This is a genomic window from Chryseobacterium sp. SIMBA_038 (genome assembly GCF_046535115.1).
Lineage (GTDB): Bacteria > Bacteroidota > Bacteroidia > Flavobacteriales > Weeksellaceae > Chryseobacterium.
The window spans coordinates 1,051,897-1,065,806 of record NZ_JAWRXH010000001.1; the positions used below are offsets into that span (position 1 = coordinate 1,051,897).

General features: G+C 34.4%; 11 protein-coding genes. 3 read left to right on the forward strand and 8 right to left on the reverse strand.

The features are described from left to right. Positions 1 to 12: 12 nt before the first annotated feature. The 7 genes from SB689_RS04795 to SB689_RS04825 all read right to left on the reverse strand — a co-directional run bounded on the left by SB689_RS04795 (position 13) and on the right by SB689_RS04825 (position 9,638). Positions 13 to 354, reverse strand: coding sequence for a hypothetical protein (locus SB689_RS04795; RefSeq protein ID WP_410691024.1), 342 nt, complete (start codon positions 352 to 354; stop codon positions 13 to 15). Positions 355 to 474: 120 nt separating this feature from the next. Next, positions 475 to 954: a DUF3997 domain-containing protein gene (locus SB689_RS04800; protein WP_410691025.1), complete on the reverse strand. Its 480-nt coding sequence runs from the start codon at positions 952 to 954 to the stop codon at positions 475 to 477. A gap of 134 nt (positions 955 to 1,088) precedes the next feature. Continuing rightward, positions 1,089 to 3,074: a urocanate hydratase gene (locus tag SB689_RS04805; protein WP_410691026.1), complete on the reverse strand. Its 1,986-nt coding sequence runs from the start codon at positions 3,072 to 3,074 to the stop codon at positions 1,089 to 1,091. Positions 3,075 to 3,187: 113 nt separating this feature from the next. After that, positions 3,188 to 3,658: a hypothetical protein gene (locus tag SB689_RS04810; protein ID WP_410691027.1), complete on the reverse strand. Its 471-nt coding sequence runs from the start codon at positions 3,656 to 3,658 to the stop codon at positions 3,188 to 3,190. A gap of 232 nt (positions 3,659 to 3,890) precedes the next feature. After that, positions 3,891 to 8,090 (reverse strand): T9SS type B sorting domain-containing protein, encoded by a 4,200-nt coding sequence (locus SB689_RS04815; RefSeq protein WP_410691028.1) that lies wholly within the window; start codon positions 8,088 to 8,090, stop codon positions 3,891 to 3,893. Positions 8,091 to 8,273: 183 nt separating this feature from the next. Continuing rightward, positions 8,274 to 8,567: a hypothetical protein gene (locus SB689_RS04820; protein WP_410691029.1), complete on the reverse strand. Its 294-nt coding sequence runs from the start codon at positions 8,565 to 8,567 to the stop codon at positions 8,274 to 8,276. 96 nt (positions 8,568 to 8,663) lie between these two features. Beyond that, positions 8,664 to 9,638: a 2-hydroxyacid dehydrogenase gene (locus tag SB689_RS04825; protein ID WP_410691030.1), complete on the reverse strand. Its 975-nt coding sequence runs from the start codon at positions 9,636 to 9,638 to the stop codon at positions 8,664 to 8,666. Positions 9,639 to 10,052: 414 nt separating this feature from the next. On the opposite strand from SB689_RS04825, the gene SB689_RS04830 reads away from it, so the two are divergent. Then, a complete protein-coding gene (locus SB689_RS04830) occupies positions 10,053 to 11,033 on the forward strand; it encodes a 3-oxoacyl-ACP synthase III family protein (protein ID WP_410691031.1) in 981 nt (326 codons plus the stop codon). A gap of 35 nt (positions 11,034 to 11,068) precedes the next feature. Then, positions 11,069 to 11,893, forward strand: a complete 825-nt coding sequence (locus tag SB689_RS04835) for an SDR family oxidoreductase (RefSeq protein ID WP_410691032.1) — start codon at positions 11,069 to 11,071, stop codon at positions 11,891 to 11,893. A gap of 192 nt (positions 11,894 to 12,085) precedes the next feature. On the opposite strand, the gene SB689_RS04840 is transcribed toward SB689_RS04835, so the two are convergent. Continuing rightward, positions 12,086 to 12,739, reverse strand: coding sequence for a protein-L-isoaspartate(D-aspartate) O-methyltransferase (locus tag SB689_RS04840; protein ID WP_410691033.1), 654 nt, complete (start codon positions 12,737 to 12,739; stop codon positions 12,086 to 12,088). 134 nt (positions 12,740 to 12,873) lie between these two features. Between SB689_RS04840 and SB689_RS04845 the strand changes: the two genes are divergently transcribed. Next, complete coding sequence (locus tag SB689_RS04845; RefSeq protein WP_410691034.1) at positions 12,874 to 13,836, forward strand: Gfo/Idh/MocA family protein; 963 nt, start codon at positions 12,874 to 12,876, stop codon at positions 13,834 to 13,836. Positions 13,837 to 13,910 lie beyond the last annotated feature (74 nt).

A 13,910-nucleotide genomic window follows, 5' to 3' on the forward strand; every position in this document is an offset into this window, starting at 1 on the left:
AAAGATTGCTTACTAAATTGGATTTTCATTTCCGTAATTTTCTAATCTTTTTTTAGATCTTTCTTTTACTTCTTCATAGCTGTAAACACGCCCGTTTCTAATATCTTCTTCCGATTTTTTCAAAGATTCCAGAATTTCTTCTTTAGTTTCATTTCTCCATTGCTTCACTTCTATTGTTTTTGAAATCACTAAAAGCTCTTCTGGTGTAAATCTTTTTTCTTTCAGTTTTTTGAAAAAAGTAGGTTTTTTAATTCCGGATTTCTCAATGATATAAGACATTTTGAAAGGAGAATTTTTTAATATTTCATCGATGCTGTTTTGGATCTCGATGAATTTTTCTATTTCTGCTATCATTATTTTATGTTTTTTGTATCGATTTATGATACAAATATAATAACATTTAAATTATTTCTCAAAAATAAAATCTGTTTTTGAGTAGATGTTTGTATCTTTTATCGTGAATCATTTTCAATTCTAATACTCATAGATGCCAATTAATTCAGTTTCTGGAATTTTTAAAGAATCTAATTTTCTTTTAAAATCATTAGATTTCAAATTCTTCAAAACATAGTTTTTCTCTGTGTTTAAAATCCAATAATCTTTGATATTTTTATCAGGAATTTCATATGTATCTAAACTATCATTTGGTCTTCTTCTCTTCAATCCTTGTCTTTCTGCAATAATAAATTCTTCATACGCATTTACTTTAATAACTTTTGCAGGAATTATAGCGTCTTCATCGCTCCAACCATTGTCAGGGGCAATAAAAACTTCGTGTGCAGAATTTCTGTATAAATTGTATCCTCCTGTTAGACTCTTACTAAAATCTTGGATTCCCGGTCCATACATTAATCCAAAAGATGTAAAAAATCTTGGATTTAGCAAAAAAGTAATGCTAATTAATGCGATTATAAAACCTGAAAAGAACAGGAATATTTTAAAAAACTTATTCATTAGACAAGTGTAATCATTTAAACATTAGGATAATTTTCTTTCTAAAAATGAAAATTATTAATCATGAAAGAATTAAAAAAAACTTTGCTATAAAATGTATAACAAAGTCCTTTTAAATATAATATTTAATTTAGTTAAAACAAATTCTCATCCACAAAATTCGGCAACGTCACTTTCAAATTCGGTTCCATTTCCATCGCTCTTTTTATGGCGAAAACAGCACCTTCATTTCTTGCCCAGCTTCTTCTTGAAATTCCGTTGTTAACATCCCAGAAAAGCATTGATTTTAATCTTCTGTCGGCATCATCGCTTCCATCAAGCAACATTCCGAAACCACCGTTGATTACTTCTCCCCAGCCAACTCCGCCTCCATTGTGAATAGAAACCCAGGTTGCCCCACGGAAACTGTCACCAATCACGTTTTGAATCGCCATATCTGCCGTAAACCTTGATCCGTCATAAATATTGGAAGTCTCTCTGTAAGGCGAATCTGTTCCCGAAACATCGTGATGATCTCTTCCTAAAACTACCGCACCAATTTCTCCATTTTTGATGGCTTTATTAAAAGCTTCAGCGATTTTCATTCTCCCTTCTGCATCGGCGTATAAAATTCTCGCTTGAGAACCAACGACCAATTTATTTTCCTGCGCACCTTTGATCCACTGAATATTATCCTTCATCTGCTGTTGAATTTCTTCAGGAGATGTTTTAATCATTTCTTCTAAAACCTGACAGGCAATGTCATCTGTTTTCTGTAAATCTTCCGGATTTCCGCTTGTGCAAACCCAACGGAACGGCCCAAAACCATAATCGAAACACATCGGCCCCATAATGTCCTGAACGTAGCTTGGATATTTAAATTCTTTTCCAATTGTTGGATTCTCTGACATTACATCAGCTCCGGCTCTTGATGCTTCCAATAAAAAGGCGTTTCCGTAATCGAAGAAATAGGTTCCTTTTTCTGTATGTTTATTGATTGCTGCAGCGTGTCTTCTTAAGGTTTCCTGAACTTTTTCTTTGAATAATTCAGGATCTTCGGCCATCATTTTGTTTGATTCTTCAAAACTTTGTCCTGCAGGATAATACCCTCCCGCCCAAGGATTATGAAGCGAAGTCTGGTCTGAACCAATATCAATTCTTAAATTTTCCTGATCAAATTTTTCCCAAACCTCAACGATATTTCCAAGATAAGCCAAAGAAACAGTTTCCTGAGTTTCCTGAGCTTTTTTCACTCTTTCTACTAATTCATCCAGATTTTCATGAACTTCATTGATCCATTTTTGATCGTGACGAATTTTTGTAATCCTTGGATTTACCTCAGCACAAACGGTAACGCAACCCGCAATATTTCCTGCTTTTGGCTGAGCACCACTCATTCCACCTAAACCTGAAGTAATAAAAAGTCCGCCTTTTGGTTCTTTATTGATTTTTCTGAAAGCATTTAACACCGTAATCGTAGTTCCGTGAACAATTCCTTGTGGCCCGATGTACATGTAACTTCCGGCTGTCATTTGTCCGTACTGTGAAACACCCAGTGCATTGAATTTCTCCCAATCATCCGGCTTAGAATAGTTTGGAATCATCATTCCGTTCGTCACAACCACTCTTGGCGCGTCTTTGTGAGAAGGAAATAACCCCATCGGATGCCCTGAATACATTGTCAACGTCTGTTCATCCGTCATTTCAGACAGATATTTCATTGTTAAAAGATATTGAGCCCAGTTTGAGAAAACGGCACCATTTCCACCGTAAGTAATTAATTCATGAGGATGTTGAGCCACGGCATAATCCAGATTATTCTGAATCATTAGCATAATTGATTTTGCCTGCTCAGATCTTCCCGGATATTCTGAAATTGGTCTAGCCTTCATTTCATAATCTGGACGGAAACGATACATGTAAATTCTACCGTATTTTTCTAATTCTTCTTTAAATTCGGGCAGTAATTCTGCATGAAACTGAGGTTCGAAATAACGCAAAGCATTTTTTAAGGCTAATTTTTTCTCTTCTTCACCTAAAATTTCTTTACGCTTTGGCGCATGGTTTATATTGGTTTCGTATGGTTTTGGTTGAGGTAATTGATTTGGAATCCCCTGCTGTATTTGTTCTTGGAAAGTCATATTGTTATATAAAGTTCTGAGTTTAATTTGAAAGTCTTAAAGATATTCAAATTAGAAAATACAATGCAACTAAACGGTAAAAATTCCGATTAGCGAAAATTCAAAGAAAAAAATTAGCGTATAAGAGTATAAATTAAAGCACCAATTCCGGCATAAGCAACAACAGTAATAATATCAGCTATGGGTTGTGAAAAGCGTTTTTCCTTAATTTTCTCGGCATTAATCTGGTTTTTATGGAATTTCAGAGTTTTTTTAGCATTATGAACCGGATGTACAACCAGACTATCGCTTTCCCACTTGTCAACTATTACTTTATAAGACTTGCCATCAACCTCAATTTTAACATTTTTGTTAGGTGTAAGTTTTTCCTGAACATTAATCGGAATAGGCGTTTGTTGTCCGTTTGGGTTTTGGGATCCAGCTGTTGTACTTGTCATTTGCGGAGAAGTATTATTAGCAATAGTGGCATTCCTTTTAGGATCCTGCTTATTGTCTATCGCTGCATCCACAGTTTTTTTAATCTGATAAGTATAGCAACTAATAAGAGAAAATGATATAATGATAAGATAAAGATTCTTTCGCATGAGCCAAATTTAAGAATTAAACGTAATATTCAGTATTTTCTTTTGAAAGATCCTGTTAAAAATTAACTTTTTTACATTTAAATTGTAAGATAGATGTTCTACAAAGTTCCTGCGGATAAGAATTCCGTTGATTTGGGCTAGGGTTTCTTTCATTATTTGTTTGTATTTAGCTTTCAAAAATAAAAAACCTTACCGAAATTCAGTAAGGTTATATTCATGAGAAATGATTTTTTTAATTATTATTCTTGACGAGAATCCAACCGGTAAATGATCTTCCATCCGGAAGTGTGATGACATACCAGTAACTCGACGTTGGAATAGCTCTTCCTAAAATTGTACCGTCCCAAATGATTTGAGTATTGGTATTCTGTTCGAAAATCAAAGCCTGATAACGGTCAAATACTTTTACGTTGGTCATTCTATTTCCAAAAACATGGAGATTTTTTATGATCCATTTGTCGTTAAGACCGTCTCCGTTTGGTGTGATGGCATTTTTAATATCTAAAATTACTCCGTCCTGTTTTACGATACATTCTCCGTCAACATATTTCACATAAAAAGTAATGATTCCTGTCGGTAAATTATAGAACGTATTGCTCGACTGCCATGTAATTCCGTCTATGGAATACAATATTGTTTTTGAACCTGTAGCGTAAACCGTACAATTATTTCCATTAATATCAAGCTTTTGGATAACGGGAACATCGTAATATTTCAATTCAAAAGTACCCGTGTAAGAACATCCGTTATCTGCCGTAACGGTGAGCGTATAAGTTCCGATTACAGTAACTCCTGTAATGGTATCTGTGTTTGAAACTACCTGTCCGTTTGGATCTGTCCAGACATAACTTACAATATTAAATCCTTCAACATGAACAGTATACGTTAATGAACCATCCTGACAAATATACTGCGTCGGAATATTGAAAATCGGAGTTGGTTTTAAAGATAAATGTATCTCTACTCTTTCAGGACAAGATCCGGGAATGCTTACTTTTACATAGATTGTATTTGATCCTGTATTTTGATTAAATGAATAATTCGAAGGCGTTGCAATAACATTTGTATTGGCATTAATATCCGCCAAAGAAGGGTAATAAGTAAACGTTGCGTTACCTCCTGTATAAATCTGCTGTTCATACTGAGTTAAATTAACATTTTCTATTCCGTCATTTCCAATATCACAAACATTATTTAGGTTAAAAGGACCTCCGTTTTGAAGAACAACCTTAGATCCAAATAGAAAACTAATACTTGCTACATCATCACAAGCCGCCATATTCTGAACTTTCACCCAAATCTGAGTCGGGAACGGATTTGCCGTAAAATTCTGTGGATTAGGAATAGGATTCGTTCCATTTTGTGCATTTTGTTCCGTTAAATAAAAACTAAATACATTAGCCGGATTTTGAATATCAACCATTAAATTCGTAAAATTCAGCAAGTTGACTTCATAAGATCCGTCTAAATTTTCATCACAAACTGTTAAGGTTGAATTAATTGCTTTCGGAGGGAAATAAGTATTCAACTGAATCGGAGCCACAGAATAACAACCCGAAGTTTTAGACTGAAATCTCGCCCAAACCTGCACGGATGAAATATTTGTTGTAATTGTATTTCCTATCTGCGTTCCCGCCGCTCCTGCATTTGCTTCTGCAGCCGTATTGTAATACGTGATCGTCATATTAGAAAGTGGCTGTGTATTTTGGGAAGCAATAAACAATTGCGGAATCGCATCATTCAACTGAAAAGTTTCACTTAAATTAAAATCTTCATCACATTTTTCTAAAAGAGCATTCTGAAGAACAACAGGCGGTAAAAATGTCATTTGTATCGTTAACTGAGCAGCAGAAAAACATTCACTGTTATTAAATTTAACCTTCACATATACCGTTGCATTTCCCGGAACATTATATTGACTCGGATTGGCAATTTCACCTGTAAAAATATGGGTTGCAGGATCATAAGAAGTATAATATGTAAAAGTAGCATCCGTTCCACTATAAATCTGTGATTGTGTCTGAATTAAGTTATAAATTTCCGCACCGTCATTATTATTATCACAAATATTGTTTAGCGAAATTGTAACCGGAGAATTAACCACCGGCGTTGAATTTAAACTTAAATTGATAGGATAAATCTGTACACAATTGTAAGACGTTATTTTCACAAAAATCTGCTGGCTTCCTGTAAGCGTAACGTTGGTTACAGGATTATTACCATTTTGTGCATCAGCCTGACTAAGATAAAATAAAGTCGTTGCATTTTGATTTCCAATAATCGAAGCACTGAACTGAGATAACGGTACATTTTCAGAATTATCATTATTAAAATCACACACCGAAAAACTTGACTGAACAACCACAGGGTGAACCAAATGTACATTCAGAGGTCTTACCGTGTAACAGATATCAGATTGTTCAAAACGTACAAAATAGGTTTGGGTAACAAAATTACCATCAGTTGTAATAGTCTGATTTGGACTAATCGCTCCCGTTCCCAATTCTGCACTCGCAGCATCAGGATAAAATTCTGTTACAGGAACCGTTGTTGGGGAAATCAGCATTCCGGCAGACAACGTATTGAGATTGACCGTGATATTATCAGTTCCATTAAAACAGATATATTCATGCTTTTCGTTGACTTCAATTTTAGTAAAAGTTATATCCATATTAACCTCAACTACAGCAAAGCAGCCATTTGGAATATCAACTCTTATAAAAACTTTATATTGTCCAGGTTTAATGGTTGTTAATACAGTTCCAATATTTGTATAAGCTTCATTATAGGTAGAATATGCTGTAAAAATAACTCCAGTTTGGGTTGTAATTAATGGCCCAATATTTAATCCAAAATCAAAAGGCTCCTGATTATCAGCATTAATATCACACATCGTATAAGGAAATGTAAGCGGAGAATTGACATTAGCCCCAGGCTTAAACTGAAAATGAACCGGACCTAAAATATAAGTACAGGTCGCATCCTGAAGTCTCACCCAAATATTCGTATTCGTCGTAATATTTGCCGTAGTTATGCTGTTATTATTATTTTGAGCATCAGATTGTGTTGCAAAATATGAAATCCCCGTAGTTCCGGGAGGGAAAAGCTCAATATTAAGCAAAGAAAGATCATAGTTTTGCTCTACTCCATTATTATTGGTATCACAAAGTTCAACTGTAGATTTCAGCAGGTTTTTCGATGCAAAATTAAGTGTTAAAACTGCAACCCTGAAACATGTCGGATTACTCGGATTCTGAATTCTTACAAATAAAACAGTATTTCCATTCAAAACATAGGCGTTGGGCAAAGCATTCTGATTATTTTGCGCGTCCAGCAATGTCGAATGATAGCTAAAATTAAAGTTAGCAGGATTCTGCGAAGTAAGGTTTGATTGGAAACTATTTAGATTTAAATTAACCGAAGCATTTCCACAAAAATTTTGCGTATAATTCTTAGCAACCGGATAAGTTGGATCGAAAGTGATCGCAAAATCATCCGTCAAAGTAAGTGTACTATTTCCACAAATATTAAATAAAACATTCGCCGTGTAAACTTCATTCTGTGTCGGACAAATAGTAGCTTGCACGCCTGTAGCAACGGTTTGTCCTGCAGCATTGATCCATGTTACCTGTGGTGGAATAACATTTCCGACCGGATTAAACTTCCAGCCTTCCTGCAAAGCCTGCCAAACTCCCGTATTTCTTGATGCGGGAGAAACGCCAACCGTTCCGTCGCTGTTGATAACGCCAATGAGTGCATTTTCAAATTTTCGGGTTGGGCAGGGTGTTAATTTTTTATCAACAAAAACTTCAATTTGATTCGTTGTTTCATGAAGAACAATTTGTGAAGAAGAACGATCGGTACATCCTGCTACTCTTCCTTCATAAAAATTAACGATAAATTTTCTGTAAGGCGCCGTTCCGATCACGGAATAATAGATTTCAGACTGATCATTTGATGAAAAAACCATATCATGATACACTCCGAAAATAGAATTTTTTGGAAGACCCACATTTGGATTTTGCCATTGAACATTCGGATAATTGATGTTACCGAGCTGACTTTCATCAAAAGTGAGCATTCCGTTGGAACCTACAACTACCGCTTCAAAATATTGATTGTAAAAGCAAAATTTGAACGGAAGATCCAATTTTACAGCAAACAAATCATCATAATTGGCATTAAGCGCAGTTCCCTGATTCATCGCAATCGGCGGACTGTATGATGCCGGACTTACCTGATAATTTGTCGTTTCCTTCAACTCAGGATATTCCACATGCAGTGCTATACAACCGTTGGCATCGAGGTCATTAGCACACGTAACGTTGAAATTTTCATTACCTAGAGCATCTTTCACTTTGATGTTTACAGGCGCTTGAGAAAATGTAAAAACTCCAACGAATATGAGTAAAATTTGTAAAAGTTTCTTCATAGGTTAAAAATATTAATCACTAGGTAATGATAAATTTAGCACTTTTAACAATAGAATATTCAAACATAACCATTTATTTATGTTAAATTAACAACAGCAAACGGTATTACACTAATAAACAAACACTTACATACAAATAGTTAACAAAAAAAGCCTTACTAAATTTTAGTAAGGCCTATTATTTTAGGTAAGCACATCATCGTTTGTTTCTTCATGATCATCATCATTATCACTTGTGCTCCAATAATTATTTTCTTCATCTTCGGAGCCGATTTCTTCCATTTCATCGTCATCTTCAACGCCGGGGATATCCAATCCTTTATCTATTTTATCATCATCAATATCTTCATTTAAGATAGGATTTCCATCTCCATCTAAAGGAATATGTTTTTCTCTGTTAAAGATATCTTCAATTGGACTATAATCCATTTGTTCGAGCTTTCTGTTCTGTTCGTTGGTATTATCTTCAGGTATCATAATGTTATATTGTATTTAGTGTTGATTTAATAAAAGACAAAAATGATTCCAACTTCTATCTTTTTAGAAATATTTAAACCTAATCTTTAATTTTCATTAAATATTATAAACTTCAGGATTAGCGCAGTTCGGCATTTTCTCACCTTTAGAAAAAGCGATGATGTTTTCTGCGGCTACTTTTGCCATTCCGTCTCTTGCTTCAATTGTTGCTGAACCGATATGCGGCAACACACAAACACTTGAAAGCTCTAAAATTGGATCATCCTTAAAAATAGGTTCCGGATTTGTGACGTCTAAACCGGCTCCCCAAATCTGTTTTGAAACCAATGCTTCATACAAATCTTTTTGGTTGTGAAAACCACCTCTAGCTGTATTAATAAAAATAGAATCAGGTTTCATTTTTTCAAAAACCAAAGCATTGAAAAGGTCTTTCTGATCCGGAACAAAATTAGCGTGAATACTCAAAACATCAGATTGCTCAATTAATTCTTCGAAAGAAACATAGGTTGCATTGAGTTCTTTTTCTGCCTCTTCATTGTGATGGCGATTGTGATAAATAATCTTCATATCAAAGGCTTTTTTACACTTTTCAGCCATTTCAAAACCTATTCTTCCCAATCCGAAAACGCCTAAAGTTTTTCCATATAATTCCTGTCCCAAAGCATGTAACGGATCAAAATCTCCCCAATTTCCCTCTTTTACTTTTTGGAAATTAAAACTAGCTCTTCTTGCAACCGATTGCATTAATAAAAACGCAATGTCAGAAGTAGCTCTGCTTAAAACATCCGGTGTATTTCCGATAGGAATATTTTTGAGAGTAGCTTCTTTAATATCAACATGATCAAAACCAACAGAATACAAAGCAATTGCCTTTACATTTGGGCATTGTTCGAAAAATTCTCTGTCAAATTTATTGTGTCCTACATTTAAAACCACATCGGCATTTTCACAATACTTTAACCATTCTTCATGAGGTAAATTGTCATGTGTTGGGAATGTTACTTCCAATCCTGCTTCTTCCAGTATTTTAATTCCTATTTCAGGAATTCTTTTGTTGATGAATACTTTCATTATTTATTTTGTAATTAATAGTTAAAACTTTCAAAATAAAAAACCTCACTCCTACTGAAAATGAGGTTTTTAAATTTATTATTTAAAATTATATCTTCATATATCTCTCTCGATTCATTAAGAATAAATTTTCATCAACAGCCTGAATTGTTTTGCGTTTTTTTGAATAGTATTAAAATCGAGTGATGATTTCAATGATTTGCTAATAAAAATGATACAATTTTCATTCCGAAACAGTATTAAATTTGGTTAATAATACCGATAAATTTTCCAATATTCCTTGAAAATTCACCCATAAAATAAATTAAAAAAACACAATGGCAAAACTTTAATTTAATATAATTATCACTAGATTTACCTTGTTTTTACATTAAAATCAAAAATTAATCAAAATCTATAAACATACCGCAAAATATGCTGATTAAAAAAAATGCCTTTATAAAAGGTACAGGTTCTTATGTACCTCCAAAAATATTGAAAAACGACTTTTTTGAAGCCATCGGTTCTTCTGATGAGTGGATCTATAAAAATTTAGGAATTAAGGAACGTAGAATTGCAGTGGGTGAAGTAACGAGTGATTTGGCTTATAAAGCAGGTTTGGAAGCATTAAAAGAAGCAAATTTAAAACCGGAAGATATCGATTTGATTATTGTAGCAACTTCAACTCCGGACAGACAGGCTCCATCTACAGCGTGTTTCGTTCAAGAAAAAATGGGCGCATATCAGGCAGTAGCGTTTGATATTTCGGCAGTTTGTTCAGGAGGTTTATATGGCATTGCAATCGGTTGCCAGTTCATAGAAACGGGAATGTACCAAAATGTTTTAATTATCGGAGCTGATACTTTTTCCACCATTACCGATTGGGAGCGAAAAGATTCTGTGTTTTTCGGAGATGGTGCGGGAGCAATTTTACTTTCAGGAACAACTGAAGATAAGGGTTTCTTTGATTTTAAACTTCACGCAGACGGTCGTGGAAAATATCATTTCAACATTCCGGCCGGAGGTTCTGAAATGCCTGCATCAGAAGAAACTTTAAAGCAAAAACTTCATTATTTTCAGATGAATGGTAAGGAAGTTTTCAATACTGCAACCAAAGTTTTGCCTGAAACTATTACTGAAATTCTTGAAGCTAATAAACTTTCAGCAGATGATGTAGATTGGGTAATTCCACACCAGCCGAGTATTAGAATTCTTCAGGAAACTGCCAGAAAAGTGAATATCCCTTTTGAAAAAGTAATGACCAATATGGATAAATACGCCAATACTTCGGGCGGAACAATTCCTATTGTCCTTGATGAAACTTACAAAAGTGGAAAAATACAACCCGGAAATATCCTTTTATTCGCAGCCGTAGGCTCTGGATGGACTTGGGGAACCGCTCTTTATAAAGCTTAAAATCAATATTTTATTTTAAATAATACAGAAAAATTATGCTGAAAGATCAGACATTTCTTATAACAGGCATCGCGGATGAAAATTCCCTTGCCATGAAAACCGCCGAAAAAATCCTTGAAAATAATGGAAAAGTTGTGTGCGCCGGATTAGGCGTGACTCCTTTTCACAAAAATATTTCAGAAAAAGCGCAAGCCTTTCTTGATAAAAACTATAATGACTTTCAAACGGCATGTCATAAAGTTTTGGGAGATCAGGTTTACACCGCTCCTTTAGATGTTACATTACCGGAAAGTCTGGATTTTCTGGCGAAAGATCTCTATCAAAAAGACATTAAACTTAATGGATTTCTTCACGCCATTGCAATGGATAAAACAATCAGACAAAAATCCGTAAAGCCAATGCTGGAGGTTACTGTAGAAGAATTTAATGAAACCATGAATGTTTCAGCGTTTTCTTTGATTTCGTTATCACAGGCTTTACTTTCCAATAATGTGCTTCAAAACGGAGCTTCTATTGTTTCTCTAAGTTATATTGCGGCAGAAAAAGTTTCATCTTTTCCTTACATTAATATCAGTATTGCTAAAGCTGCGCTTGAACGATTAACCATGGAAATTGCGCATGAATTAGGTAGAAAATACGGAATTCGAGCTAATGCAATCCGTTTTTCACCATACATGGGAAGCAAAGCCGGAAATGCAACTTTGAATGCTGAAGATGTTGAAAAAGCGAATCAAACAAGTCCGTTAGGAAATGCTTTACCTGAAGATCTGGCGCACGAAATTGTGCATCTTTTCAGAAAAGAAACAAGAATTACGGGAGAAATTCGCCATGTTGATGGAGGTTTCCATATTATGGGATAATTTGTAGGTTTTTAATGTTGGTCATCGCAAAGACGCTATTTTTCAATTTAATTATATATAATAAGGCGCAAGGATTTTATCTTCGATAAAATTGAAGACTTTAACATCATTGAAAATCTTTGATTTTCTAGCGCCTTAAAAAAAATATTTTTTATTAATCTTTGCGTCTTAGCGTTTTGCCAACAATTACAGTTATTGATTAGTTTTACCTAACATCGGAACAAATTTATAAGCTCCAAATTCTTCTTTTTCAATCTCAGTCGGAGAAAGTTTTGTGAATCTGTATAAAACCTGCTCATCGGTTGGACCTAATGGAATGACCATTTTTCCGCCAACTTTTAATTGTTTTAAAAGTTCCGTTGGCAACACTGAAGCGCCACAAGTCACAATAATTTTATCGAAAGGCGCAAAAGTCGGAAGTCCGGCAAAACCATCACCAAAGCTTTGAAATTTGGGATACAAATGCATTTCTCTTAACTTTTTCTTAGAAAAATCGAACAGATCTTTTTGCCTTTCAACCGTGTAAACCAAACCTTTCATTGCTATAAGTACAGCGGTCTGATAACCACATCCTGTTCCAATTTCCAGCACTTTTTCACCTGATTTTAACTGTAGCAATTCAGATTGCTCTGCAACGGTTGAAGGATGCGAAATCGTCTGATGCGCCAAAATAGGAAAAGCACGATCTTCATACGCGAAATCTTCAAAAATACTTTCAATAAAAAGGTGTCTCGGAACATCATTCATGGCCGAAAGTACATTTTCATCTGAAATTCCGATCTTGTGTCGAAGATATTCAACCAAAATCTTTCTTTTTCCTTTATGTACAAACGAATCTTGCGTCATTAGATGGTAGTTATTGGGGTTTCTGGTGGTAGTTTGCACAAAAATAATAAAACAAATACTATTTATCAACCTAAAACCTATCATCTATTACCGAATACCTAAAATCAGTATATTTACAAAAATTTAATACAACTATGTTAAAAGCAGGTTTGGTAGGTGCCGGACATTTAGGAAAAATACATTTAAGACTTCTTAATCAATCAGATAAGTATGAGTTTGTAGGTTTCCATGATAAAGATGTAGAAAACGGAAAAAAATTAGAAGCCGAATTAGGTTATAAATATTTTGAAAACTTTGAAGATCTTTTGGATCAGATCGAGATGTTGGATATTGTAACACCAACAATTTATCATTATGATTATGCTTTAAAAGCTATCAATAAAGGACTTCATTTTTTTATCGAAAAACCTGTAACTCACACGCTTGAACAGGCAGAAGAGATTCTTCAAAAGTGTCGTGAAAATGGTATAAAAGCTCAGGTTGGGCACGTTGAAAGATATAATCCTGCTTTTATTGGGGCAAAAGATTACATTCAAAATCCTATGTTTATCGAGATCCACCGATTGGCGGAATTTAATCCTCGTGGAACGGATGTTTCTGTGGTCTTAGACTTAATGATTCACGATCTTGATATTTTATTAAGTGTTGTAAAATCTAAAGTTAAAAATATTCATGCAAGCGGTGTTTGTGTAGTAAGCAAAACTCCGGATATTTCTAACGCAAGAATTGAGTTTGAAAACGGATGCGTTGCTAATCTTACGACTTCAAGAATTTCTATGAAAGCGATGAGAAAAAGCCGTTTTTTCCAGAAAGATGCTTATATTTCCGTTGATTTCTTAGAGAAAAAAGCAGAAGTTATCCGTATGAAAGATGCTCCTGAAAACCCTACTCCATTTGATATGATCATTGAAAATGCTGACGGAGAAAAGAATCAGATTTTATTTGAATATCCGAACATTCAACCTAATAATGCAATTTTAGATGAATTAAATTCTTTCGCAGATGCTATTATCGAAGGTAAAAATGTAGAAGTTTCGTTGGAAGATGGAACTGAAGCTTTGAAAGTGGCTTTGGAGATTATGAAATTGATCAGTTAAAACTTAAAAAACACACATATGATGAAATTTAGCAAACTTATTTTAGTATCCTTTCTCATTCTACTTACAAGTTG